The sequence below is a fragment of the Streptomyces sp. CS113 genome (assembly GCF_002188365.1).
In the GTDB taxonomy this organism is placed as follows: Bacteria; Actinomycetota; Actinomycetes; order Streptomycetales; family Streptomycetaceae; genus Streptomyces; species Streptomyces tendae.
The window spans coordinates 6,350,439-6,375,077 of record NZ_KZ195574.1 but is presented as its reverse complement, the minus strand read 5'-3'; the positions used below and the strand labels follow the sequence as shown (position 1 = coordinate 6,375,077).

General features: G+C 74.0%; 22 protein-coding genes and 1 riboswitch. Of the genes, 10 read left to right on the top strand and 12 right to left on the bottom strand.

Annotation, left to right across the window (positions count from 1 at the left end; translation table 11 throughout):
- Positions 1 to 130 precede the first annotated feature (130 nt).
- The 3 genes from ftsI to rsmH form a co-directional block, all read right to left on the bottom strand.
- Complete coding sequence (gene ftsI / locus B9W62_RS28580) at positions 131 to 2,095, bottom strand: cell division protein FtsI (RefSeq protein WP_087809842.1); 1,965 nt, start codon at positions 2,093 to 2,095, stop codon at positions 131 to 133.
- Entirely contained in the window at positions 2,092 to 2,655 is a 564-nt protein-coding gene (locus B9W62_RS28575) for a cell division protein FtsL (RefSeq protein WP_179235719.1), read from the bottom strand. Before B9W62_RS28575 ends, ftsI begins: the two co-directional genes overlap by 4 nt.
- A 79-nt stretch (positions 2,656 to 2,734) precedes the next feature.
- Positions 2,735 to 3,691: a 16S rRNA (cytosine(1402)-N(4))-methyltransferase RsmH gene (gene rsmH / locus B9W62_RS28570; protein ID WP_087809840.1), complete on the bottom strand. Its 957-nt coding sequence runs from the start codon at positions 3,689 to 3,691 to the stop codon at positions 2,735 to 2,737.
- Between the two features lie 428 nt (positions 3,692 to 4,119).
- Here rsmH and B9W62_RS28565 point away from each other — a divergent pair, with 428 nt between their 5' ends.
- The 4 genes from B9W62_RS28565 to B9W62_RS28550 all read left to right on the top strand — a co-directional run bounded on the left by B9W62_RS28565 (position 4,120) and on the right by B9W62_RS28550 (position 9,744).
- Positions 4,120 to 4,662, top strand: a complete 543-nt coding sequence (locus tag B9W62_RS28565; protein ID WP_087809839.1) for a beta-class carbonic anhydrase — start codon at positions 4,120 to 4,122, stop codon at positions 4,660 to 4,662.
- 257 nt (positions 4,663 to 4,919) lie between these two features.
- Entirely contained in the window at positions 4,920 to 5,993 is a 1,074-nt protein-coding gene (locus B9W62_RS28560) for an AAA family ATPase (RefSeq protein ID WP_373433710.1), read from the top strand.
- Positions 5,993 to 7,357, top strand: a complete 1,365-nt coding sequence (locus tag B9W62_RS28555; RefSeq protein WP_179235718.1) for a DUF58 domain-containing protein — start codon at positions 5,993 to 5,995, stop codon at positions 7,355 to 7,357. The genes B9W62_RS28560 and B9W62_RS28555 overlap by 1 nt, the downstream gene beginning before the upstream one ends.
- A complete protein-coding gene (locus B9W62_RS28550; RefSeq protein WP_087809836.1) occupies positions 7,354 to 9,744 on the top strand; it encodes a transglutaminase TgpA family protein in 2,391 nt (796 codons plus the stop codon). The genes B9W62_RS28555 and B9W62_RS28550 overlap by 4 nt, the downstream gene beginning before the upstream one ends.
- Before the next feature lie 317 nt (positions 9,745 to 10,061).
- Here B9W62_RS28550 and B9W62_RS28545 read toward each other — a convergent pair whose 3' ends face one another.
- The 3 genes from B9W62_RS28545 to B9W62_RS40340 form a co-directional block, all read right to left on the bottom strand.
- Complete coding sequence (locus B9W62_RS28545; RefSeq protein ID WP_011028137.1) at positions 10,062 to 10,469, bottom strand: spore wall synthesis complex protein; 408 nt, start codon at positions 10,467 to 10,469, stop codon at positions 10,062 to 10,064.
- Positions 10,470 to 10,745: 276 nt separating this feature from the next.
- On the bottom strand, positions 10,746 to 11,573 hold the full coding sequence (locus B9W62_RS28540; RefSeq protein WP_179235717.1) for a methyltransferase: 828 nt from the start codon (positions 11,571 to 11,573) through the stop codon (positions 10,746 to 10,748).
- 151 nt (positions 11,574 to 11,724) lie between these two features.
- Complete coding sequence (locus B9W62_RS40340; RefSeq protein WP_160166069.1) at positions 11,725 to 12,312, bottom strand: SAV_6107 family HEPN domain-containing protein; 588 nt, start codon at positions 12,310 to 12,312, stop codon at positions 11,725 to 11,727.
- A gap of 184 nt (positions 12,313 to 12,496) precedes the next feature.
- Between B9W62_RS40340 and B9W62_RS28530 the strand changes: the two genes are divergently transcribed.
- Entirely contained in the window at positions 12,497 to 13,126 is a 630-nt protein-coding gene (locus tag B9W62_RS28530) for a TetR/AcrR family transcriptional regulator (RefSeq protein ID WP_087809834.1), read from the top strand.
- Between the two features lie 459 nt (positions 13,127 to 13,585).
- On the top strand, positions 13,586 to 15,106 hold the full coding sequence (locus B9W62_RS28525) for a phytoene desaturase family protein (protein WP_087809833.1): 1,521 nt from the start codon (positions 13,586 to 13,588) through the stop codon (positions 15,104 to 15,106).
- 13 nt (positions 15,107 to 15,119) lie between these two features.
- On the opposite strand, the gene B9W62_RS28520 is transcribed toward B9W62_RS28525, so the two are convergent.
- The 6 genes from B9W62_RS28520 to B9W62_RS28495 form a co-directional block, all read right to left on the bottom strand.
- Positions 15,120 to 16,115 (bottom strand): SCO2102 family sporulation regulator, encoded by a 996-nt coding sequence (locus B9W62_RS28520; protein WP_087809832.1) that lies wholly within the window; start codon positions 16,113 to 16,115, stop codon positions 15,120 to 15,122.
- Positions 16,116 to 16,171: 56 nt separating this feature from the next.
- Positions 16,172 to 17,095 (bottom strand): methylenetetrahydrofolate reductase [NAD(P)H], encoded by a 924-nt coding sequence (gene metF / locus B9W62_RS28515; RefSeq protein WP_087809831.1) that lies wholly within the window; start codon positions 17,093 to 17,095, stop codon positions 16,172 to 16,174.
- A gap of 126 nt (positions 17,096 to 17,221) precedes the next feature.
- A complete protein-coding gene (thiE, locus tag B9W62_RS28510; protein WP_087809830.1) occupies positions 17,222 to 17,896 on the bottom strand; it encodes a thiamine phosphate synthase in 675 nt (224 codons plus the stop codon).
- A gap of 123 nt (positions 17,897 to 18,019) precedes the next feature.
- Positions 18,020 to 18,385 (bottom strand): Rv2175c family DNA-binding protein, encoded by a 366-nt coding sequence (locus tag B9W62_RS28505; RefSeq protein WP_087809829.1) that lies wholly within the window; start codon positions 18,383 to 18,385, stop codon positions 18,020 to 18,022.
- Positions 18,386 to 18,426: 41 nt separating this feature from the next.
- Positions 18,427 to 19,707, bottom strand: a complete 1,281-nt coding sequence (locus tag B9W62_RS28500; RefSeq protein ID WP_087809828.1) for an NAD(P)/FAD-dependent oxidoreductase — start codon at positions 19,705 to 19,707, stop codon at positions 18,427 to 18,429.
- A gap of 32 nt (positions 19,708 to 19,739) precedes the next feature.
- Positions 19,740 to 20,090 (bottom strand): avidin-fold protein, encoded by a 351-nt coding sequence (locus B9W62_RS28495; RefSeq protein ID WP_087809827.1) that lies wholly within the window; start codon positions 20,088 to 20,090, stop codon positions 19,740 to 19,742.
- 52 nt (positions 20,091 to 20,142) lie between these two features.
- Positions 20,143 to 20,254, top strand: a riboswitch (TPP riboswitch).
- On the opposite strand from B9W62_RS28495, the gene thiO reads away from it, so the two are divergent.
- The 4 genes from thiO to pknB all read left to right on the top strand — a co-directional run bounded on the left by thiO (position 20,252) and on the right by pknB (position 24,562).
- Positions 20,252 to 21,460 carry a glycine oxidase ThiO gene (gene thiO / locus B9W62_RS28490; RefSeq protein WP_087809826.1) on the top strand — a complete coding sequence of 403 codons (1,209 nt, stop codon included), beginning with the start codon at positions 20,252 to 20,254 and terminating at the stop codon, positions 21,458 to 21,460. (Overlaps the previous riboswitch by 3 nt.)
- On the top strand, positions 21,457 to 21,657 hold the full coding sequence (gene thiS, locus B9W62_RS28485) for a sulfur carrier protein ThiS (RefSeq protein WP_087809825.1): 201 nt from the start codon (positions 21,457 to 21,459) through the stop codon (positions 21,655 to 21,657). Before thiO ends, thiS begins: the two co-directional genes overlap by 4 nt.
- A gap of 2 nt (positions 21,658 to 21,659) precedes the next feature.
- On the top strand, positions 21,660 to 22,457 hold the full coding sequence (locus tag B9W62_RS28480; RefSeq protein ID WP_087809824.1) for a thiazole synthase: 798 nt from the start codon (positions 21,660 to 21,662) through the stop codon (positions 22,455 to 22,457).
- A 194-nt stretch (positions 22,458 to 22,651) separates the two neighbouring features.
- Positions 22,652 to 24,562 carry a Stk1 family PASTA domain-containing Ser/Thr kinase gene (pknB, locus tag B9W62_RS28475; protein ID WP_179235716.1) on the top strand — a complete coding sequence of 637 codons (1,911 nt, stop codon included), beginning with the start codon at positions 22,652 to 22,654 and terminating at the stop codon, positions 24,560 to 24,562.
- Positions 24,563 to 24,639 lie beyond the last annotated feature (77 nt).

The window sequence follows — 24,639 nt, the reverse complement described above, 5'->3', positions numbered from 1 at the left end:
TGGGGCGAGGCCTGGGGGCCGCTCTGGTTCCCGGGGTCGGGGGTGATCGTTGTCACGGGTGGTTCCTGGTGGCTCGGTACTGAAACGGCGCTGGCTCGGTACGGGCTCGATGCGGGAGGGGCGGTACGGCTCAGGGTCTGAAGGTGACCGGGAGCCTCGCGGGGTCGGCCCCGGTCGGCGGGACCTGGAGGGTCTTCAGGGCGAACTCCATGACCTGCTTGTAGATGGGGCCGCAGATCTGGCCGCCGAAGTAGCTGCCCTCGGTGGCGTTCTGGATGGCGCAGTAGACGGTGACGCGGGGCTTGTCGGCGGGGGCGAACCCGGCGAAGGACGAGGTGTAGCCGTGGTACTTGCCGGTGGCCGGATCCACCCGGTTGGCCGTGCCCGTCTTGCCCGCCACCCGGTAGCCGGGGATGCGGGCCTTGGTGCCGGTGCCCTCCTCGTCGTCGACGACGGACTCCAGCATCCGGGAGAGGGTCTTGGCGGTCTTCTCGCTGGTCACGCGGGTCTTCTTGGGCTCGGGCGCCGGAGTGAAGCGCCCGTCGGCGCCCTTGGTGCCGCGGACGAGCGTGGGTTCGATACGGACGCCGCCGTTGGCGACGGTCGAGTAGATGGAGGCCGCCTGGAGCGCGTTCACGGAGACGCCCTGGCCGAAAGGAATCGTGTACTGCTGCGAGGTCGACCACTGGCCGGGCGGCGCGAGGATGCCCTTGGTCTCCCCCGGGAAGCCGAGCCCGCTGTAGTCGCCGAGGCCGAACTTGCGCAGGTATGAGTAGAGCACCTTGTTGGCCTCGGCCTGGGTCTTGCCCAGTTCGCCGGTGGCCATGATCGTGCCGATGTTGCTGGACTTGGCGAGCACGCCGTTGAGCGTGAGGTACCAGGTCGGGTGGTCGATGTCGTCCTTGAAGAGCCGGTCGCCGCGCTTGAGCCGGTTGGGGACCGTGATGTGGGTGTCCGGGGTGGCGACGTTCTCCTCCAGCACGGCCGCCATCGACAGCACCTTGGCGGTGGAGCCCGGCTCGAAGGCGTCCTGGAGGGCGGCGTTGCCCAGCGCGTCGGGGTCGGCGTGGGCGAGGTCTCCCGGGTCGAAGCCGGGTGAGTTGGCCATGGCGAGGATCTCGCCGGTGGTCGTGTCCTGGACGATGACGTAGCCGCCGTCCGCCTTGGACTTCTCCACCTGCTCGCTGATGGCGTGCTGCGCGGCCCACTGGATGTCGCGGTCGATGGTCAGCTCCACGTCGCTGCCGGGCACGGCGGGCGTCTCGGTGGAACCGGCGGTGGGCACCTGGCGCCCGCCGGACTGCGCGTAGCGGATCTTGCCGTCCTCGCCGGCCAGCGTCTTGTCCAGCTTCCGCTCCAGGCCGCCGCCGCCCTTGCCGTCGGCACCGACCCAGCCGAGGATGCCGGCGGCGAGGTCGCCGCCCGGGTACACGCGCTTGCTGCTGGGGTCGGCGAAGACGCCGGCGAGCGCGTTGACCGTCGACCTGTCGGTCTCCGCCTTCGTGGTGAGCGCGGTCTTCAGGTCCTTGATCTGGTTCCAGACCTGGGGGGTCTGCCGGCGCGCGAGGCGGACGTAGCGCAGTTCCTTGTTCTTCGGGCGGAGCACCTTGGCCAGCTGCTCCTGGTCCTGGCCGAGGATCGGCGCGAGCAGCGCCGCCGCCTGCTCGGGTCCGTCGTCCACCTTCAGCTGCTCGCGGGTGAACATCGTGGGGTCGGCGGTGATGTCGTAGGAGTCCACGGTGGACGCGAGGGCGACGCCGTTGCGGTCGGTGATCCCGCCGCGTTCGGCGGGCAGGGTGTGCACGACGTAGCGGTTCTGCTCGGCCTTCGCCGAGTAGGTGCCGGCGTCGACGGCCTGCACCTGGAGGAGCCGCACGACGAAGGCGGCGAGCACCAGGGTCAGCGCGAGGCCGATCATGCGCAGCCGGGGGCGCGGGCTGCCCAGCCGGAAGGCGCGGGGCGCCGGCCGGGGCGGTCCTGGCCTGCGGGCCGGCCGGGCGCCCGGTCCCGGGCGGCGCCCGCCGCCGGGGCGGACGGGCCTCGCGGGTCCGGGCACGCGGCGGCGCGGCGGTTCCCTGTCGGACACTTCCGTCACCTGCCGGGAGTCGGGGTCGGGGTGGGCGTCGCCGCTGTGGTGGGGGTGGCGGCTGTGCTGGGTGTGGCCGCGGTGGTGGACGTGGGGGCCGGGGCGGACGGCTCGCTGTAGGGGGACGGCGTGGCCCCGGTCGCGCCGGCGGACGTGGAGGCCAGTGCCTCGGGGGCGAGCACGAGCGGGGCGGCCGCGGCGGGCGCGGGGCTGGGGTTGCCCTTGACGGTGCCGTCGGGGTCGAGGAAGGCGGGGTCGCCGCCGGGCACCATGCCCAGTTCGAGGGCGCGGCGCTGGAGGGCCCGGGGGGCGGAGTAGGCGTCGATGTCCCGCTGGAGCGCCTGTTCCTCGTCGGTGAGTTCCTTGGTCCGCTGCTTGAGGTCGTCCAGCTGGAAGGAGCCCTCGCTCAGGGCGGAGTTCAGCACGAGGAGCCCGATGAGGCCGCCGCCGAGCAGGACGACGACCAGGAGGACGAAGGGCGCCCGGGCCGCCTGGCCCCGGGTGCCGCCGGTGGGCAGGAGCCGGGCGAGGCGGGCCGCCCGGCCCTTCAGTTCGGGTTTCCTGCTCATGTGCCCTCCCCCCGGCCCGGGACGGGCCGTCCGCACCCCTGCCTGGCCTGACTCGCTCGCCGCACCCGAGGAACCCCCTTCACCCGAGGGACTCCCTGATGCGCTCGGCGCCGCGCAGCCGTGCCGGTGCCGCCCGCCGGTTCTCGGCGATCTCCTCCTCGGTGGGAAGTTCGGCACCGCGGGTGAGCAGCTTGAGCCGCGGCGCGTACTGCTCGGGGACGACGGGCAGGCCGGGCGGCGCGGTGTTGGCGGCGCCGGCCGCGAACACCTGCTTGACCAGCCGGTCCTCCAGCGAGTGGTACGACAGCACGGCGATCCGCCCGCCGACCGCGACGGACTCGACGGCGGCCGGGATCGCCCGCTCCAGGACCGACAGTTCGCCGTTGACCTCGATGCGCAGGGCCTGGAAGGTGCGCTTGGCCGGGTTGCCGCCGGTGCGCTTGGCGGCCTGCGGCAGCGCCGCGCGGATCAGCTCCACCAGGCGGGCGCTGTTGGTGAACGGCTCCTTCTCGCGCTCGCGCACGACGGCGGACACGATCCGCTTGGCCTGCTTCTCCTCGCCGTACGCCCGCAGGATGCGGACGAGTTCGCCGGGCGGGTAGGTGTTGAGGACCTCGGCGGCGCTCATGCCGGTGCTCTGGTCCATCCGCATGTCGAGCGGGGCGTCCTGGGCGTAGGCGAAGCCGCGGTCGGCCTCGTCGAGCTGCATGGAGGAGACGCCGAGGTCGAACAGCACGCCCTGGACGCGGGGGGTGCCGAGCCGGTCGAGGACGTCGGGCAGCTCGTCGTAGACGGCGTGCACGAGGGTCGCGCGCTCGCCGTACGGGGCGAGCCGCTCGCCGGACAGGCGCAGGGCCTCCTTGTCGCGGTCGAGCGCGACGAGCCGGGCCTCGGGGAAGCGTTCGAGGAGTGCCTCGCTGTGCCCGCCGAGTCCCAGCGTGCAGTCGACGACCACGGCTCCCGGCTCCTGGAGGGCGGGCGCCAGCAGGTCCAGACACCGCTGGAGCATCACCGGGACGTGTCGACTCTGGCTCAAGTGGGGCGGCCTCTCAGGTCCGGCGCGGCGTCACGCACCGCCGGGTCCCCTCCCGCTCGCATCTGAAGGGGAGGCCTGCCGGCGCCAAGAGCGTCGGCCGGCCGGGAGCGGGAGGAGGCCGAGCCGTACGTACGCGCCGCGCACGTGGGGAGATCTGGCGGGACGTCGCCCAGGTCTCCGGGGATTTCAGTCCAGCAGGGAGGACCTCGCCTCCCGCTTCGCGTCACTTTAGTCCACCGTGTCGCCCGGTCAATCAACCGGCCTGCGCGTCGCGGACCCCGGCGTCCGCAAACCGGCACAGCGCGGCTTTTCACTCGGACGGCCGCATCCGCACCACCCTGTGGGTTGGCTCACAACAAGCCCCGATGACGTTCTTTGTACCGCTTCGCAGCGGGCCACGGCCGGGGACGGCCAGTAACGTCATGGATATGACGACTTCTGCATCGGTACCCGCGGGCCCGGAATCCGCCATAGACCACACCGTCACCGACCGGCTCGTCGAGGCGAACGAGCGCTACGCCGCGGCGTTCACCGACCCCGGGATGGACGCGCGCCCCGTACAGCGGGTCGCGGTCGTCGCCTGCATGGACGCGCGCCTGGACCTGCACGCCGCGCTCGGTCTGAAGCTGGGCGACTGCCACACGATCCGCAACGCGGGCGGTGTCGTCACCGACGACGTGATCCGCTCCCTGACCATCAGCCAGCGGGCGCTGGGGACCCGCAGTGTGGCCCTCATCCACCACACGGGCTGCGGCATGGAGACCATCACCGAGGAGTTCCGGCACGACCTGGAGCTGGAGGTCGGCCAGCGTCCGGCGTGGGCGGTGGAGGCCTTCCGGGACGCCGACCAGGACGTGCGGCAGTCGATCGAGCGGGTGCGCACCTCGCCGTTCCTGCTGCACACCGAGGACGTACGCGGTTTCGTCTTCGACGTGAAGACCGGGCTGCTGCGCGAGGTCGACCCGGCCTGATCCGGTGGCCCGCCCCGGTGATCCCGCCGCGCAAGCGCCGCAAAGGCCGTAAGGGCCGACATATCGCGGCCAGTTGTCCACAGGCGAGTGACACGAATCGGTAACGGCGGCAAGAATGCGGGAAGTGGTGTCACGCGGAACTTTTTCCGCGCGGCGTCCGTGATTCGGGGTGGGCCGGTCCGCGGTGCGGGGGCGGCCCGGCATGTTGGGGTACTCCCGCTTCCCAGGAAGTGCGGGGAAAGGCCGAGGAGGGCCGGGTGACGACCTATGACGATCAGGCGAGCCGTGGAGGCGCCGCCGCGCGTGCGTACGGAAGCGTGGGGGAAGATCTGACCGCTGTGGTCGAGCGGGTCCGCGGTTCGGTGGAGGACGTGATCGAGGGCAAGCCCGAGGTCGTACGGCTCTCGCTGACCGTGCTGCTGGCCGAGGGGCACCTGCTGATCGAGGATGTGCCGGGCGTCGGCAAGACCATGCTGGCCAAGACGCTGGCGCGGTCCATCGACTGCTCGGTGCGCCGGATCCAGTTCACGCCGGACCTGCTGCCCTCGGACATCACCGGGGTGTCCATCTGGGACCAGCAGCGCCGGGACTTCGAGTTCAAGCCGGGCGCGATCTTCGCGCAGGTGGTGATCGGCGACGAGATCAACCGCGCGTCGCCGAAGACGCAGTCGGCGCTGCTGGAGTCGATGGAGGAGCGCCAGGTCACCATCGACGGCCAGACCTACGAGCTGCCCAGCCCGTTCATGGTGGTGGCGACGCAGAACCCGGTCGAGATGGAGGGCACCTACCCGCTGCCGGAGGCCCAGCGGGACCGCTTCATGGCCCGGGTCTCCATCGGCTATCCGAGTCCGGAAGCCGAGTTGGAGATGCTCGACGTGCACGGCGGGGTCAGTCCGCTGGACGACCTGCAACCGGTGGCGCACGCGCACGACATCCTGAAGCTGATCGAGGCGGTCCGCGGCGTCCACGTGGCGGACCCGGTGCGGCGGTACGCGGTGGACCTGGTCTCCGCCACCCGCACCCACCCCGACCTCAGACTCGGCGCCTCGCCGCGCGCCACGCTGCACCTGCTGCGCGCGGCGAAGGCGTCCGCCGCCCTGAGCGGCCGGGACTACGCGCTGCCGGACGACGTGCAGGCCCTCGCGGTCGCCGTCCTGGCCCACCGGCTGCTGCCGACCGCGCAGGCCCAGCTCAACCGCCGCACCGCCGAGCAGGTCGTCGAGGAGATCGTGCAGCGCACCCCGGTGCCCGCCGAACCCCAGCAGCAGACGGGCTTCGGCATGGGCCGCGGCACGTCGGCCTACGGTCAGCAACCGCCGCGGAGGCTGTGATGGACGCCGGGGGGACGGACCGGTCCGAGGCCGACCGGGGCGAGGGCGGCGGCATCCGGACCGCCCTGGCCGGTCTGACCACCCGCGGACGCTCCTTCCTGGCGGCCGGCATCGCGGCCGCGGTCTGCGCGTACGTCCTGGGGCAGAGCGATCTGCTGCGGGTCGGGCTGCTCCTGGGCGCCCTGCCGCTGGTCTGCGCGGCCGTGCTCTACCGCACGCGCTACCGGGTCGCGGGCAGTCGCCGGCTCTCCCCCGGCCGGGTGCCCGCGGGCAGCGAGGCCAGGGTCCATCTGCGCGTCGACAACGTCTCCCGGCTGCCCACCGGTCTGCTGATGCTCCAGGACCGGGTGCCCTACGTGCTCGGGCCGCGCCCCCGTTTCGTACTCGACCGGGTGGAGCCCGGCGGTCGCCGCGAGGTGTCCTACCGGGTCCGCTCCGACCTGCGCGGCCGTTACCCGCTGGGCCCGCTGCAACTGCGTCTGACCGACCCGTTCGGCCTGTGCGAGCTGACCCGTTCCTTCTCGACGTACGACACGCTGACCGTGATCCCGCGCGTGGCGGCGCTGCCGCCGGTGCGGCTGAGCGGCGAGGCGAAGGGGTACGGCGAGGGCAGGCAGCGCTCGCTCGCCCTGGCCGGCGACGACGACGTGATCCCGCGCGGGTACCGGTACGGCGACGACCTGCGCCGCGTGCACTGGCGCTCCACCGCGCGCTACGGCGAGCTGATGGTGCGCCGCGAGGAACAGCCGCAGCGGGCCCGCTGCACGGTGCTCCTCGACACCCGGGTCGTGGCCTTCGAGGGCGGCGGCCCCGACTCGGCCTTCGAGTGGGCGGTGTCGGGTGCGGCGTCCGTGCTGGTGCACATGCTGGAGCGGGGCTTCTCCGTGCGGCTGCTCACCGACAGCGGCAACTCGGTGCCGGGCGAGGGTGCCGACGGCTTCGCGGGTACCGGCCAGGGCACCGCCGACGCGGCCGGGCTGATGATGGACACCCTCGCCGTGATCGACCACTCCGACGGCACGAGTCTGTCGCGGGCGTACGACGTACTGCGCGGCGGGAACGAGGGGCTGCTGGTGGCGTTCTTCGGTGACCTGGACGAGGAGCAGGCCACGGTGGCGGCCAAGATGCGGCAGCGCAGCGGCGGCGCCGTCGCCTTCGTCCTGGACAGCGAGGCCTGGGCACGGGAACCGGCCGACGGGCCCGGCCCGTTGGACGGGAGCGGGGAGCGCCTGCGGATGCTCCGCGAGTCGGGCTGGACCGCGGTGACCGTCCCGCGGGGCGCCACCGTCGAGGAGATGTGGCGCCTGGCCGACCACGAACGCACCACCCTCACCACGCCGGCCGGCGGAAAGGGGACGCGATGAGCGGGCGGGCGCGGCTGGCCGTGTGCGCTTGGGCGGCCACCCTGATGGCGGCGTGCGCGCTGCTGCCGTTGGTCGAGCCGGCCACGTGGATCCTCCAGGCGGCGGTCCTGCTGGCGGTGCAGTCGGTCGTGGGCGCGGTGGCCCGGCGGGTGCCGCTGGCGCGGCCGCTGACCATCGCGGCACAGGCCCTGGTCACGCTGGTGCTGCTGACCCTGGTCTTCGCCCGGGAGCAGGCGTTCGCCGGGCTGGTCCCCGGCCCGCAGGCCTTCCAGCGCTTCGCCGACCTGCTCCAGCAGGGCGGCGACGACATCGCCCGGTACGCGATCCCCGCGCCGCTGGAGTCCGACGGCATCCGGCTGATGCTCGTCGGCGGCGTCCTGGTGGTCGGGCTGCTGGTGGACACCCTCGCGGTGACCTTCCGCAGCGCCGCCCCGGCCGGCCTGCCGCTGCTCGCCCTCTACTCGGTGGCCGCCGGGCTGTCCGAGGGCGGCGCCGACTGGCTGTGGTTCCTGGTCGCGGCGGTCGGCTATCTGATGCTGCTCCTGGCCGAGGGACGCGACCGGCTCTCGCAGTGGGGCCGGGTCTTCGGCGGTTCGTCGCGCGCCCCGGGTCCGGAGCAGGGGCGCGCCTTCGCCCCGGTCCGCACCGGACGGCGCATCGGCGCCTTCGCGCTGGGCATCGCCCTGGTGGTGCCGCTCGCCCTGCCCGCGATGGACGGCGGGCTGCTGGACGGTGCCCGGGGCGGCGTGGGCTCCGGCACCGGTGGCGGCGGCACGATCTCCGCGGTGAACCCGCTGGTCTCCCTGCGGGACAGCCTCAACGTCAACGAGGACCGCCAGGTCCTCTCCGTCCAGACGGACTCCGAGGACCTGTCCAACCTGTACCTGCGCATCGTGTCGCTGGACGACTTCGACGGCACCACCTGGAAGCCGTCCAAGCGGCACATCACCGCCGTGCCGGACGGCACGTTCCCCACGCCGGCCGGGCTCGGTGCCGACACCCGGCGCACGGAGATCCGGACCCTGGTCTCGGCCGCCGACTGGTACGCCCAGGACTGGCTGCCCATGCCCTACCCGCCCAGCGGCGTCCGCGTCGCGGGAAACTGGCGCTACGAACCCGTCGGCATGACCCTGGTCGGCGACCACGGCCAGAACACCCGCGGGCTGCGGTACGAGGTGCGCAGCCTGAACGTGCAGCCGACGGCGGAGCAGCTCGCCGCGGCGCCCGTGCCGTCGGCGGCGCTCCTGCGCGAGTACACGCAGCTGCCGGACTCGCTGCCCGCGGTGGTCTCCCGGACCGCCCGCGAGGTCACCGCCGGCGCCGCGAACCCCTACCAGCAGGCGGTCAGGCTCCAGGAGTACTTCGCGGTCAACGGCGGCTTCGAGTACGACACCCAGGTCAAGGTCGGCAGCGGATCCGACGCGATCGCCCGGTTCCTGAAGGACAAGGAGGGCTTCTGCGTCCACTTCTCCTTCGCCATGGCGGCGATGGCCCGCTCCCTGGGCATTCCGGCCAGGGTCGCGGTCGGTTTCGCACCGGGCTCCCCGCAGGCGGACGGCTCGGTGTCCGTGGGGCTGCGGGACGCGCACGCGTGGCCCGAGGTCTACTTCGAGGGCGTGGGCTGGACCCGCTTCGAGCCGACGCCGACCCGAGGCTCGACCCCGTCGTACACCATCACGGACCGGCCCGGCAGCTCGGTGCCCGACCCGGCCCTGCCGTCGCGGAACACGGAGACGGAGCCGTCCGCGGCGCCCTCGTCGAGCGACACCTGCTCCCCGCAGGACAAGAAGCTGGACGCCTGCTCCAGCGAGTCCGCGGTGGCCGCGCCCGTCACCGGCGGCGACGGACCGAAGTGGTACGCGCTGCTGGCCTGGGCCCTGGCGGGACTCGTGGTGCTGCTGATCCCGCTCGCGCCGATGCTGTGGCGGCTGCGCGCCCGGGCGGTGCGGCTCGGGGCACACGGCCGCGCCGCGGAGGACGCCGCTCCGCACACCCTCGCGGTGTGGCAGGAGCTGACCGACACGGCGTGGGATCTGGGCATCCTGCCCCAGGAGTCGCAGACCCCGCGCAAGGCGGCGGCCCGCATCGTCCGGCTGGGCCGGCTCGACGCGACCCCCGCACAGGCGGTGCACCGGGTGGCGGACGCCGTGGAGCAGGTCCTCTACGCGCCGCACCCGCGCCTGACGGCGGGGCTGACGGAGGACGCCCGGCTGGCGACCGCCGGTCTGCGGGCCGCGGTCGGCCGCGGCACTCGGCTGCGCGCACGGTTCGCCCCGCGTTCGGCCATCCGGGTGACCTGGACAGTGTCGGCCCGGTGGACGGCCCTGAAACAGCGGGCCGCAGCGTCCCGCCCGGTATGGCGCAAGCCCTCCGACCAGCAGGGCTGATCCCTCCGCGAAGGGCCGCCGGTCCCGGAGGCCCGGGCGGACCGGGCGGGCGGGCTGTACTCGGCGACCGGTTTCGGCCGGAACCGCCCGGCCCGTGGCCCGATCCCGCCGGGCCGGGAGAACGGAGCGCGTGGCGTCCGGCCGTTGGGGTGAGCCCGTCGGCCGCCGGTGGGACCGACTCGCGGAGGGGGGTGGCGTCCGTGCCGCCGCGGGATGGCGCCCTCAGGAGCCGCTCATGGGCGCGCGTGAGGGGGTGACCACCCGGACGGTGGTCACCCCCTCACGCGGATGTCCTGGTGAGCAGCTGCTCGGCGGCGCTACTGGCCGCCCTGCTGCTCATCTCTGCGACGCTGCCAGCGTTCGTCGATGCGGTCCATCATGGAGCGTTTCTGTCGTCCCTGGCGGCGTGCGGCCTGCGGACCGGCACCGGCCGCCTGCTGCTGCTCGCCCGGCTTGGGGGCCTTGCGCCAGCCGGTTACGGCGAGCACCGCGCAGCCCAGCATGACGAGGAAGCCCACCACACTGAGCCACACCTGCTGGGCGACCATACCGGCCATGAGGAGCGCAATACCTACGAGGAAGCCCGCGACCGCCTGGTAGACCCGTCGCCGGGTGTACGTACGCAGCCCGCTTCCCTCGAGCGCTGTCGCGAACTTGGGATCTTCGGCGTACAGCGCTCGCTCCATCTGCTCGAGCATGCGCTGCTCGTGCTCCGAGAGCGGCACGGAGTCCTCCTCATCGTGCAGTCGCCGGGGCGACCCGGGGGGTCCCTTCAGGATAGGCAGGGAATCGCCCCCGTGAAACCCGCCCCTCTGCGCCAATTGACCAACCGGACTCCGTCATGGCCGTACCGGCTCGCTGAAGTTCCCATTCCCCAGCGGCCGACCCGTCATGCCGGGCGGTCTCCCTCGATCATACGGCGACTGCCCCCCGTTCGGGGGGCCTGTGGCGTACTCCATCTGCAGTCGCGCCCCTGATCAGCGCCTTACCCCACCGGGCGCTCAGGCCCCGTCGGCCCCTCGCGTCTCACCGAGCACATGGAGCTGCGTGGCCACGGAGTGGAACGCGGCGAGCTCGGCCGCCGCGGCCTCCAGCTTCAGCAGGGCGTCCATGGCGCCGGGCTCGGTGTCCACCAGCACACCGGGGACGAGGTCGGCGAAGACCCGTACGCCGTGCACGGCGCCGATCCGCAGCCCGGCGGCCTCGACCAGCCCGGTGAGCTGCTCGGCGGTGAACCGGCGCGGCACGGGGTCACCCGTGCCCCAGCGGCCGTCCGGGTCGCCCAGGGCCTGCCGGGCCTCCGTGAAGTGGCCGGCGAGGGCACGCGCCAGCACGGCGCCGCCCAGGCCCGCGGCGAGCAGGCTGAGGACGCCGTCGGCGCGCAGGGCCGCCACCGCGTTGCGCACCCCCTCCGCGGGGTCGTCCACGTACTCCAGGACGCCGTGGCACAGCACCGCGTCGTAGCCGCCGCGCTCGACCACGTCGAAGAGGCCGCTGGCGTCGCCCTGGACGCCCCGCACGCGGTCGGCGACGCCGGCCTCGGCGGCCCGGCGCTCCAGGGCGAACAGGGCGTTGGGGCTCGGGTCCACGACGGTGACGCGGTGGCCGAGGCCGGCCACGGGCACCGCGAAGTTGCCGCTGCCGCCACCGGTGTCGAGGACGTCCAGCGTCTGGCGGCCGGTGGCCTTGACCCGGCGGTCCAGGGCGTCCTGGAGGACGTCCCAGACCACGGCGGTGCGCAGCGCGGCCCGGGAACGGGAGGGCTCGGAGCGCGGAGCCGCCGTGTGCGGTCGGGGCTGGGAGGCGGGCGGGCGCATCGGGTCCGACACGGCAGTTGACTCCTCGGCGCGGCACCGCCTCGGACTCGGGCGGAGCGGAACGGGCTGCCGCCCCCGGCCCGGTGCGGGAGGGGGAGGCTTCAGGCGACTCCCACCCTATTGCCTGCGCCGCACCCGCCGAGCACCCCGTTTCGTCATGCGCTCAGCCCGCGTCCGGCAGGTCGCGGCCCGGGGGTCCCGCGTCGGAGCGGCCGGGCCGCTCCGGGCCCGGTGGGTCCGCGTCGGGGCGGGGCTGGGGCAGGACCGGCTGGAGGACCAGCATCCGCTCCACCAGGCGCAGGAACATCGCCACGTCGCGTATCAGGTCGTCGGCGTCCCGCGTGCCCGCGGCGCCCTGGATGCCCGCCTCGGCGCGGGCCCGGCGCCGCGCTCCGGAGGCGAACAGCGCGCTCCAGTCGGACAGCTCGGGGGCGATCTCGGGCAGCACCTCCCAGGCGCTGCGGATGCGGGCCCTGGCCCGTGGACTGGTCTCCGGGCGGCCGCGCGCGGCCAGCACGGCGGCGGCGGTGCGCAGGGCGGCGAGGTGGGCCGTCGCGTACCGCTCGTTCGGCGTTTCGAGGGCGGTGGCCTCCTCCAGTCCGGCCCGGGCCTGGGCGAGCAGGTCGAGGGCGGCGGGCGGGGCGGTCGTCCGGCGGAGCACGGGGTGCACGTCGCTCGCCGGTCCGGTCAGTGAGGGTGCAGGGCCGGCTGCGCGGCGCCGCCGGGCGGCGGCTGCGGACGAGTGGGCCATGACGATCCTCCTGTCGTCTCCGTGACGGCACGCCCCGGGCAGGAGGTGCCGTATGTGCCCATCGTGAGGTATGGCACTGACAATCCGTTCTGACCTGGACTTTTGATTCGATCGACAGTTCGGTTCGGGCTCCGGGCGGGCCTGCGGTGAACGCGCCGGGCGGGGTGCTGTGAGAATCGGGACCATGGAAAGCAGCAGCACCGCCTCGCAGAGCGGCAGCCGTCGCGAGGCCACCCGGCAGAAGCTCTACGAGGCGGCGGTCACCCTCATCGCCGAGCAGGGCTTCTCCGCCACCACCGTGGACGAGATCGCCGAGCGGGCCGGGGTCGCGAAGGGCACGGTCTACTACAACTTCGCCAGCAAGTCCGTCCTCTTCGAGGAGCTGCTGCGGCACGGTGTCGGCCTGCTGACCGCCTCGCTGCGCGAGGCCGCGGAACGGACGGCACGGGAGGGCCGCGGCCGGGTCGACGCCCTGGACGCGATGATCCGCGCGGGGCTCGTCTTCATCGACCGCTATCCGGCCTTCACCCAGCTGTACGTGGCCGAGCTGTGGCGCACCAACCGGGCCTGGCAGTCCACGTTGCTGGTGGTCCGGCAGCAGGCTGTGGCGGTGGTGGAGGGCGTGCTGCGCGAGGGGGTGGCGAGCGGTGAGTTCAGCGAGGAGATCGACGTGCCGCTGACCGCCGCCGCGCTCGTCGGCATGGTCCTGGTGGCCGCGCTGGACTGGAAGGCCTTCCAGTCGGAGCGCTCCCTGGACGACGTGCACGCCGCGCTGTCGCGGCTGCTCCAGGGGCGTGTGAGCGGCCGGGGCTGACCGAAAGGGGGCGGGGCCGCACGGGCCTCGCGGGCCGCGCACGAAGAACGCCGGTCCGTGGTGGCCGCGTCCCCCGCGGGCCGCCGTCGGACCGGCGCCTTCTCGTACTCCCCCGTACGTCCCCCCGTCGGAACTCCCGTCGCCGGTCGTCCCTCCGGGCTCCCCCGTGCCTCGCTCCCGCCGACCACGGTCGGCGGAAGGAGCGGATCGCGGGCCCGGCTCCGTTCCGACGCCCCGTGCCGCCGGTCCCGGAGCCGTGCCCCTCTCCGTGTCTCCACTCTCTCGTTCCCACAGGTCGCAGCCCATCCGCGCGCGTACTCATCTGCCGCACTAGGTACAGCTACTCACCCCTGGGCCTCCCGCGCCACGGCGCGGCGCCGCCGACCGGTCACCTGGACGTCCGCTCCGGTACTCAGCCCTCGCACGGCGGTGCCGGCGGCGGCGGATAAAGTCCCTGGCATGGCACGGATTGCGGTGATCGGCGCCGGGATGGGCGCCATGGCGGCGGCCGCCCGGCTGGCCGTCGCGGGCCACCGGGTGGTGGTGTACGAGCGGACGCGGACGTACGGCGGAGCCCTGGGCCGGTTCGAGCGGGACGGGTTCTCCTTCGACACCGGTCCCGGTCTGCTCCCGCTGCCCGCGGTCTGGCGCGATCTGTTCGTCAAGACCGGCAAGGAGCCGCTGGAGTCGTGCGTGGACCTGGTCCAGGTCGACCCGTCGTCCCGGCACGTGTTCGCGGACGGCACGGAGGTCTCGCTGCCGAACGCCTCGCGGGCCGGTGTCGTCGCCGCCCTGGACGCGGCGCTCGGCGCGGGCGCCGGGCGGCGCTGGGGCGACTTCCTTGTGCGGGCCCGGGAGACCTGGGACCGCACCCGCCGCCCCCTCCTGGAGGAGCCGCTGTGGCCGAACTGGCGGGTGCTGGCCGAGCGCGAGCCCTACCCGGCGGTCCCGCACAAGCGGCTGCTGCGCACCCGCCGGGCCGGCACGCTCGCCGAGGTCGGCGCCTGGGAGCTGCGTGACGCCCGGCTCGCGGCCCTGCTGGAGAGCCACGCGCTCGCCCACGGCCTGGACCCGCGCACCGCCCCGGCGAACACCGCGGTCCTGCCGTACATGGAGTACGCGTTCGGCGTCTGGTACGTGCGCGGCGGCGGGCTGCGGGAGCTGGCCCGGGCGGTGTACGAGCGGTGCCTGGCCCGCCGGGTCGAGTTCCGCTTCGGGGCCGAGGTCACCGGGATCGCCGAGAAGGACGGCCGGGTGGCGGGCGTGGAGCTGGCCGAAGGTGCCGCGGCGCAGGCCGAGTTCGTGGTCTCCGGCGTGCCGCCGGAGGTACTGGACCGCCTGTGCGGCGGAGCGCCGGTGCGCGGCGGGGACGAGGTGCCGGCGCGGCGCGGCGGGTCGAGCCGGCTGACGGTGCTGCTGGCGCTGCGGGGCGGCCGCCCCGGGGGCACGGCGCACCGGACGGTGGTGCACGCGGCGGACCGCGAGGCCGAGTTGGACCGCCTGTTCGGCACCGTCCCGGGGATGGCCGCGCGGCCGACCGTCACGGTCCTGCGGCCCGACGACCCGGCGCTGGTCCCGGACGCGGACCACGAGGCGGTGACGCTCAGCGCGGCGGTGCCCGCCCTGGGCGGCGCGTCGGACCGGGCCACCAGGGAGGTGTCCGGTCATCGGGCCGAGCACCTGATCGACGTGGCGGAGCGGGTGGTACCGGACCTGCGCGACCGCCTCCTGTGGCACGAGGTGCGCACCCCGGCCGAGGTGGCGGCGGACACCGGCGCGCCGGACGGGGTGATTCCGGTGCCGGCGTTCGCGGGCGCCGGCGGACGGCTGCTGCACCCGGCGAACGGCACGCGCACGGAGGGCCTGTTCACCGTCGGCGGCTGGTCGCACCCCGGCGGGGGGCTGCCGCACGCGGGGATGTCCGGTGCGCTGGTCGCCGGACTCGTGGTGGAGGGACCGGAGTTCCGCGGCTCCCAGTGAGCGGCCTGCTTCCTCAGAAGCGGTACTGCTCGTCGTACCCCTGGCCCTGGCCCTGCCCCTGCGGCTGGTCGTTGCCCTGGTAGGGGTACGGCTGCTGCTCGGGCGGGAGTTCGCCGCCGTAGGGGTCGTCGGTGCTGCGCTGCTGCGGCACCCACACCCCGCCGGCCGGGGTCTCGCCGCCGTAGCCGCCGGGCGCGCCGGTGGCGTACTGGTCCTGGCCGTAGCCCTGCTGGCCGTAGTTCTGCGCGCCGGTCGGGTCGTAGCCGCCGGTGTCGTACGCCCCGCCGCCGTAGGTGTGGGTGCCGATGTACGGGTCGGAGTAGGCGGCGTACTGCTGCTGGGCGCCGGTGTCGTAGCCGTACTCCTGCTGCTGGCCGTAGCCGGAGTAGTCGTAGGCGTAGGCCTGGTCGGCGCCCGGCGCGGGGGCCGCCTGCTGCTGACCGGTGCCGTAACCGGCGTCGGTGTACACGCCGTACGAGTTGGTGTCGTCCGGCATGGGCTGCGGTTCGTAGACGGCGGTGGTCTCCGCGGCCGAGGGGTCGGCGGTGGGCCGGGCCGGGGTGAAGACGTCGTCGCGGTCGTAGTCGTCGTGCCCGTACGGCGGGACGTCCTGGCCCGGGGCGGGTGCCTGGGCGCGCTCGTCGTACCCGTCGTGGTGGTCCCGGTCGCCCTCGGCGGGTCCGAGCCCGGAGACCTCCAACGTCGGCTCCTGGCGGCCCCGTTCGGGGCGTCCGCGTTTGCCGACCAGGCTTGCCGGGGCGTTGACCGCCCAGCCGGCCTCGAAGCCGCGGCGGAACGACAGGGTGACGTAGGTCTGGCCGACCGCGAAGGCCGCGGCGCCGAGACCGATGACGAGCACGTTCGACATCAGCACGCCGGCGACGACGCCGACGAAGCCGCCGAAGGCGAGCAGCCGCCAGCGCAGCCGCGCCTTGTACTGCAACAGCACCTCGCCGAGCAGCCACAGCGCGACCACGCCGAACGCGATGTAGAGGACCGTCCAGCCCATGTACGCCCCTCTCCCAGTGGCCGTTACGCAGTGTGTCGCAAATACGTGCGGCCGGTCTAGGCCCGCGGTGGGTGGTGCAGGCCCAGGTTCTCGTAGATTTCCAGCGTCGCCGTGGAGTTGTTCAGCGTGATGAAGTGCAGTCCGGGCACACCCTCGGCCAGCAGCCGCGCGCAGAACTCCGTGGCGAACTCGATGCCGATCGAGCGTACAGCCGCCGGATCGTCCTTGGCTGTGAGGATCCGCTCTTTCAGCTCCGGCGGGAACGAGGCGTTGCTGAGCTTGGGCAACCTCTCCAGCATCTTCACACTGGTCACCGGCATGACCTCGGGGATGACCGGGGTCGCGCAGCCGGCCGCGGCGACCCTGTCGCGCAGCCGGAGGTAGGACTCGGGCTGGAAGAACATCTGGGTGATGGCGTAGTCGGCGCCGGCCCGGCACTTGTCGACGAAGTGCGCGACGTCCGCGTCCCAGTCGGCGGAGCGCGGGTGCATCTCGGGGAAGGCCGCCACGCCGACGCAGAAGTCGCCCGACTCCTTGATGAGCCTGACCAGTTCGGCGGCGTACGTCAGGCCCTCGGGGTGCGCGATCCAGTCGGCGCCCGGGTCGCCGGGCGGGTCGCCGCGCACCGCCAGCATGTTGCGGATCCCGGCGTCGGCGTACTGGCCGATGATGTTGCGCAGCTCGGCGACGGAGTGGTCGACGGCGGTGAGGTGCGCCACCGGGGTCAGCGTGGTGTCGGCGACGATCTGCTGGGTCTCGCGGACCGTGCCGGCGCGCGTGGAACCGCCGGCGCCGTAGGTCACGGAGACGAAGTCCGGCGCCACCGCCTCGACCCGCCTCAGCGCACTCCACAGGTTCTTCTCGCCCTTGGGCGTCTTCGGCGCCGAGAACTCGAACGAGTACGTCGTCTTGCCGGTGGCGAGGATGTCACGCACCGTGCGGGCGCGATCCGTCCTCGTGCTTGCGGTTCCGAGGGCCATATGGGCAGGTTAGCCAGGGTGCGGCGGCCGCCCAACCGGATGCGGGATATTTGTCCGCATTGTCGAGTTGCTGTCCACCCTTTGGACACCTGCCCGTCCGTGACGGCGCGCCGCGACGGGGTGCGGCTACGCCCGGTCCGGGGCCGCCTGCCGCAGTCGCTTCGCGAACTCGGCCGCCGCCGCGCCCGGGTCCTCGGCGGCGGTGATCGCGCGGACGACGACCACGCGCCGGGCGCCCGCGTCCAGCACCTCGTCGAGGTTGCCGAGGTCGATGCCGCCGATCGCGAACCAGGGGCGGTCGGTGCCCAGGGCCGCCGTGCGGCGGACCAGGTCGAGGCCGGGTGCGTGGCGGCCGGGCTTGGTGGGGGTCGGCCAGCACGGACCGGTGCAGAAGTAGTCGACGCCCTCCTGGGCAGCGGCAGCGGCGGCCTCGGACTCGGCGTGGGTGGAGCGGCCGACGAGGACGTCGTCGCCGAGGATCGCCCGGGCGGCGGGCACCGGCAGGTCGCCCTGGCCGAGGTGCAGCACGTCGGCGCGGGCGGCGTGGGCGACGTCCGCGCGGTCGTTGACGGCGAGGAGCTTGCCGTGGCGGGCGCAGGCGTCGGCGAAGACCTCCAGGTGCGCCAGCTCCTCCGCCGCCTCCATTCCCTTGTCCCGCAGCTGCACGATGTCGACGCCGCCGGCGAGCACGGCGTCCAGGAACTCGGGCAGGTCGCCCTGGCTCCGGCGGGCGTCCGTGCACAGGTAGAGCCGGGCGTCGGAGAGCCGGGCGCGGGCGGTGGTCGCGGCGGTGTCGGGCATGCGGGTGTCCCCCCGGTGAGTGGCGTGGGCCCGCGAGGGGCCGCACGCCGTGGCGTACGGGCACGGGCGCCCGGCGTGCGTGGCCGCACGCCGGGCGGTGTGGCGGATCGGCGACGGGGCCGGTCAGACGGCGAGCGCCTGGGCGCGGCGCTTCACCTCCGTACCGCGATTCTCACTCAGGGCCTGGGCCGGGGTGCCGGGCAGGCTCGGGTCGGGCGTAAAGAGCCACTCCAGCATCTCCTCGGCCGTGAAGCCGTCGTCGCGCAGCAGCGTCAGGGTCCCGACCAGGCCCTTGACGACCTTGTCCTCGTCGATGAAGGCCGCGGGGATGTGCAGTGCGCGGTTCTCACCGCGGCGTACGGCGATGAGCTGGCCTTCCTTGATCAGCTGGCGTACCCGGGTCACCTCGACACCGAGCATCTCGGCGATGTCGGGAACGGTGAGCCAGGCGGGCACGAGAGCATCGGTCTTTGCGTCAATCTCGGTCACGCCTCCAGCCTGCCACCTGGCACTGACAGTCGGAAACCCGACTACGCCGTGGCCGCCGTCGCCGCCTTCAGCGGTCTCGCCGGGTCGGCCAGCAGTTCCGGGTCCATCGCCGCGCCCGACTCGATCAGGCGTCTGCCCTGCGCCAGGTCGCGGGGGCGGCCCACCGCCAGCACGGCGACCAGGCGGCCCTCGCGCAGCCAGCAGACCGTCCACGCGGCATCCGCGGGGTCGCCTCGCCACAGGGTGGTGTCGGCGGCCGCGTGGTGACCGGCGTACTGGACGAAGCGGCCGAACTGCTCGGACCAGAAGTACGGCACCGGGTCGTAGGCCGCCGGGACCTCGCCGCCCGGGGCGCCGACGATGTGCGCGGCGACCGTGCGCGGGCCCTGGAGGGCGTTGTCCCAGTGGTGCACCAGCAGCCGCTCCCGGTAGCGGGCGGACGGGAAGGAGGCGCAGTCGCCGACCGCGTGGACGTCCGGCGCGGAGGTGCGCAGGCGGTCGTCGGCCAGCACCTCGCCGTGCGCGCCGAGGGCGATTCCGGAGCCGGCCAGCCAGCCGGTGGCGGGGCGGGCGCCGATGCCGACGACGACCGCGCCGGCGGGCAGCCGGGTGCCGTCGTCGAGGACGACCCGGCCGGACTCGCCGGGGCCGCCCGCCTCCACCCGCTCCACGCGCGCGCGGGTGCGCAGTTCGGCGCCCGCGTCGGCGTACCAGGCCGTCATCGGCGCGGCGACCTCGGCGGGCAGCGCGTCGGCCAGCGGCCGGTCGGCGGCCTCCACCACGGTCACCGCGCAGCCCGCCTCGCGCGCGGCGGTGGCGAACTCGGCACCGATCCAGCCCGCGCCGACCACCACGACGTCGTGCTGCCGGGCGAGCACCGGCCGCAGCCGTTCGGCGTCGTCCAGGGTGCGCAGCAGGTGCACCCCGGGCACGCCCTCGGCGCCCGGGAGGCGGACCGGTTCGGCGCCGGTCGCGAGGACGAGGACGTCGTAGGGCACGGGTCCCTCGGAGGTGTCCAGGACGTGCTCGCCGGGGCGGACGCCCAGGGCCTCGCAGCCCAGCCGCAGGGTGATGCCGAGCCCCTCGAAGTCGACGTCGAAGGCGGAGCCCTCGGCGGTGCCGAGCAGGACGGCCTTGGACAGCGGGGGCCGGTCGTACGGTTGGTGCGGCTCCGCGCCGATCAGGATCACCGGGCCGGCGAAGCCCTGCTCCCGCAGGGCGACCGCGGTCTGCACGCCCGCCATCCCGGCGCCCACGACGACCGCGCGCCGCCCCGCGTCGGCCGCCGGTCCCTGTCCCCGTTCCCGCGTCTGCTCGCTCACCCGATCACCATAGACACCCGGCGTTTCGCCGGTCAGTGCCCGCTCGCGGTGAGCTGCTCCACCACGCTGGTCCCGCTGCCCGGCTGCGACTCCCACTCCCAGCTCTCGTCCAGGCGCACGCGCCCGTCCGGCAGTTCGACGACGGTGGACACGCAGTGCCCCGACGACGTGCTGCCGTCGGTCGTGAGCTGCACGTACCGGAAGTCGAGGCGGTCGCCCTCCCTGGTGCCCACCAGGTGCCCGCGGACCACGTCGCCGCCCGCGTACTCGGCCCACACGGCGCCGTCGTGCTCGTGGTAGGTGAACCGGGTCCGGGTGCCCACCTGGCCGGGCGCCTGGTCGGCGACGGGGGCGAGGACGAGGCCGTCGAGTGAACGCGCCACGGGTGGAGGCTCCCTTACACGTGCGTTGCGCTGCGGGCTAGGGTGGCCAACGTAAGGCACTCGCGGGAGCCCGGACGCACCGGGCTGAGAGGGAGGCTGGCGGCCTCCGACCGTACGAACCTGATCCGGGTCATGCCGGCGAAGGGAGGGGCTGGACGCCCATGTCGTCTCCACCACACACGTCTCGTACGCCTCATACGTCACGTACACCCGACGTGCTCGTCGTCGGCGGCGGGATCATCGGGCTCGTCACCGCCTGGCGGGCCGCGCGGCGCGGGCTGGTCACCGCCCTCGTGGACCCCGAGCCGGGCGGCGGGGCGGCCCAGGTGGCGGCCGGGATGCTGGCCGCCGTCACGGAGCTGCACTACGGCGAGGAGACCCTGCTCGCGCTGAACCTCGCCTCGGCCCGCCGCTACCCGGAGTTCGCGGCCGAGTTGACCGAGCTGACCGGCCACGACCTCGGTTACCGGCGGTGCGGCACGCTCGCCGTCGCGCTGGACTCCGACGACCGCGCCCACCTGCGCGAGCTGCACGCGCTCCAGCAGCGCTCCGGCCTGGAGTCCGGGTGGCTGTCGGGACGCGAGTGCCGGCGCCTGGAGCCGATGCTCGCGCCGGGCGTGCGCGGGGGGCTCCGGGTGGACGGCGACCACCAGATCGACCCGCGCCGTCTCGCCCACGCGCTGCTGGCCGCCTGCGAACGCGAGGGCGTCGTCCTCCACCGGGTGTGGGCCGAGCGGCTCACCGTCGGGCGCGGGGACCGGGCCACGGGGGTCGTCACCGCCGACGGCACGGCGCTGGCGGCCGGGCAGGTGGTGCTGGCCGGGGGCAGCCTGAGCGGGCGGCTCGCGGGCGTGCCGGAGGCCGTACTGCCGCCGGTGCGGCCGGTGAAGGGGCAGGTGCTGCGGCTGACCATGCCGGGGACGGGGGTGCGGGCGCCGCTGCTGAACCGGACCGTGCGCGCCGTGGTGCGCGGCAACCACGTCTACCTGGTGCCCCGGGAGAACGGCGAGCTGGTCGTCGGCGCCACCAGCGAGGAACTGGGCTGGGACACGACGGTCACCGCGGGCGGCGTCTACGAGCTGCTGCGCGACGCGCACGAGCTGGTGCCCGGCATCACGGAGCTGCCCCTGACGGAGACCCGCGCCGGTCTGCGCCCCGGCTCCCCGGACAACGCCCCGCTGCTCGGCCCGACCGCCCTGGACGGTCTGCTGCTGGCCACCGGCCACTACCGCAACGGGGTCCTGCTCACCCCCGTCACCGGCGACGTCATGGCGGACGTCCTGGCCGGCGGGGAGCTGCCGGAGGAGGCCCGCCCCTTCAGCCCCCGGCGCTTCGGCGCCGTCCCCGCACTCTCGGAGCAGTCCGCATGAACATCTCCGTCAACGGCGAGCCGCGCGAGGTGGCTCCCGGCACCGCCCTGGACGCCCTGGTGGGCACGCTCACCCGGGCCCCGTCCGGAGTGGCCGCCGCCCTGAACGAGACCGTCGTCCCGCGCGCGGTGTGGTCCGCCACGGCGCTGGCCGACGGCGACCGTGTCGAGATCCTCACCGCCGTCCAAGGAGGCTGACCATGGCCGACGATCCCTTTGTCCTCGGCGGCACGACGTACGCGTCCCGCCTGATCATGGGTACGGGCGGGGCGCCCAGCCTGGACGTGCTGGAGCGCGCGCTCGCCGCCTCCGGGACGGAGCTGACGACCGTCGCGATGCGGCGGGTGGACGCCTCGGTGCACGGGTCCGTGCTGTCCGTGCTGGAGCGGCTCGGCATCCGGGTGCTGCCGAACACGGCGGGCTGCTTCACCGCCGGGGAGGCGGTGCTCACCGCCCGCCTGGCCCGCGAGGCGCTCGGCACGGACCTGGTCAAGCTGGAGGTCATCGCCGACGAGCGCACCCTGCTGCCGGACCCGGTGGAGCTGCTGGACGCGGCGGAGACGCTGGTCGACGACGGGTTCACGGTGCTGCCGTACACCAACGACGACCCGGTGCTCGCGCGGAAGCTGGAGGACGTCGGGTGCGCGGCGATCATGCCGCTGGGCTCGCCGATCGGGTCCGGGCTCGGCATCCGCAACCCGCACAACTTCCAGCTGATCGTGGAGCACGCGCGCGTGCCGGTGATCCTGGACGCGGGGGCCGGTACGGCGTCGGACGTGGCGCTGGCGATGGAGCTGGGGTGCGCGGGTGTGATGCTCGCCTCGGCGGTGACGCGGGCACAGGAGCCGGTGCTGATGGCCGCCGCGATGCGCTCCGCGGTGGAGGCGGGGAGGCTGGCCCGGCGGGCGGGGCGGATTCCGCGGCGGCATTTCGCCGAGGCGTCGTCTCCTGCGGAGGGCCTGGCGGTGCTGGATCCGGAGCGGCCTGCCTTTCAGTGAGCCTGCGCCGTACTGGGGTTTGTCTCCCACCGCGCACCATCCGTTTCCAGTCGGCCAGGAGGTGGCCCGACCCGTCGTGGTGCCTCGCCGTCGGCGGCGGACGGTGCGTGGGAAGCGTCACAGGTGCGCTTCAGTCCCGCTCCTGTTCTGCTCGGCGGCGCGGGGTGTCCGTGGTGGCTCGTAGACTCACGTGCGTGGACACGACCCTTCAGGACCCTCTCGTCGGGCAGGTGCTCGACGGCCGGTACCGCGTCGAGGCGCGGATCGCGGTCGGCGGGATGGCCACGGTCTACCGGGCCGTGGACACCCGCCTGGACCGCGTGCTCGCGCTGAAGGTGATGCACCCGACGCTCGCGACCGACGCCACCTTCGTCGAGCGGTTCATCCGCGAGGCCAAGTCCGTGGCCCGGCTCGACCACCCCAATGTCGTCCAGGTCTTCGACCAGGGTGCCGAGGGGGCGTACGTCTACCTGGCGATGGAGTACATCGCGGGCTGCACCCTGCGGGACGTGCTGCGCGAGCGCGGGGCGCTCAGGCCGCGGGCCGCGCTGGACATCCTGGAGCCGGTCCTGGCCGCGCTGGGCGCCGCGCACCGGGCCGGGTTCGTGCACCGGGACATGAAGCCGGAGAACGTGCTGATAGGCGACGACGGCCGGGTCAAGGTCGCCGACTTCGGCCTGGTCCGCGCCGTGGACACCGTCACCAGCACCACCGGTGCCGTCCTCGGCACCGTCTCCTATCTGGCGCCCGAGCAGATCGAGCAGGGCACCGCCGACCCCAGGGTCGACGTGTACGCGTGCGGTGTCGTCCTGTACGAGATGCTGACCGGCGCCAAGCCGCACGACGGGGACTCGCCCGCGGCGGTGCTCTACAAGCACCTGCACGACGACGTGCCGCCGCCGTCGGCGGCCGTGCCGGAGCTGGCGTACGAGCTGGACGAGCTGGTCGCCGCGGCCACCGCGCGCAACCCGGAGATCCGGCCGCACGACGCCGTGGCGCTGCTCGCGCGGGCCCGCGAGGCGCGTGAGGCGCTGAGCGCGGACCAGCTGGACGCCGTCCCGCCGCAGGCGCTCGCCGGGGAGCACGACAACGGCGAGGACCGCACCAGCGTGATCCCGCGCGCGCTGACGATGCCCCGGCCGCTGCCCGTCAACGAGGACAACCACACCAGCCGGCTGGCCGCTCCCCCGCCGGACCCGGCGCCGTCCCGGCGGCTGCGGCTGCGCCGCGGGCCGCTGACGATCGTCGTGGCCGTCCTGCTGGTGCTCGGGATCGGCACCGGCGTCTGGTACATCAACTCCGGTCAGTTCACCAAGGTGCCGCCGCTGCTGTCCAAGACCGAGTCGCAGGCCCGGGACCGGCTGGACGACGCCGGTCTCGACGTCGGCAAGGTGCGGCACGCCTACAGCGACACCGTGGAACGCGGCAAGGTGATCAGCACCGACCCGGGGGTGGGCGACCGCATCCGGAAGAACGACTCCGTGTCGATCACCGTCTCCGACGGCCCCGACACCGTGAAGCTGCCGGACGTCACGGGCTACAAGCTGGACAAGGCCCGGACGCTGCTCGAGGACGAGGGGCTGGAGCCGGGCATGGTGACCCGGGCGTTCAGCGGCGAGGTGGCCAAGGACTTCGTGATCTCCACCAAGCCCGGGACGGGCACCACCGTGCGCGCGGGCTCCGCGGTCGCCCTGGTCGTCAGCAAGGGCAGCCCGATCGACGTCCCGGACGTCACGGGCGACGACCTGGACGAGGCGCGGGCCGAGCTGGAGGGGGCCGGCCTGAAGGTGAAGACCGCCGACGAGCGGGTGAACTCGGAGTACGACAGCGGCCGGGTGGCCCGGCAGACGCCGGAGCCGGGCGGCCGGGCCGCCGAGGGGGACACGGTGACCCTCACGGTGTCCAAGGGGCCCCGGATGATCGAGGTCCCGGACGTGGTCGGGGACAGCGTGGACGACGCCAAGCGGAAGCTCGAGGACGCGGGCTTCGAGGTGGACGAGGACCGCGGTCTGCTCGGGCTGTTCGGCGACACCGTCAAGAAGCAGTCCGTGGACGGCGGGGACACCGCTCCCGAGGGCTCGAGCGTCACCATCACGATCCGCTGACCCGGCGGCCCGACAGGCCGAATCCATGGTCAACCGGACGTCCGCAAAGGGCCGTTGCCCCCTCTGCTTCCCCCGGC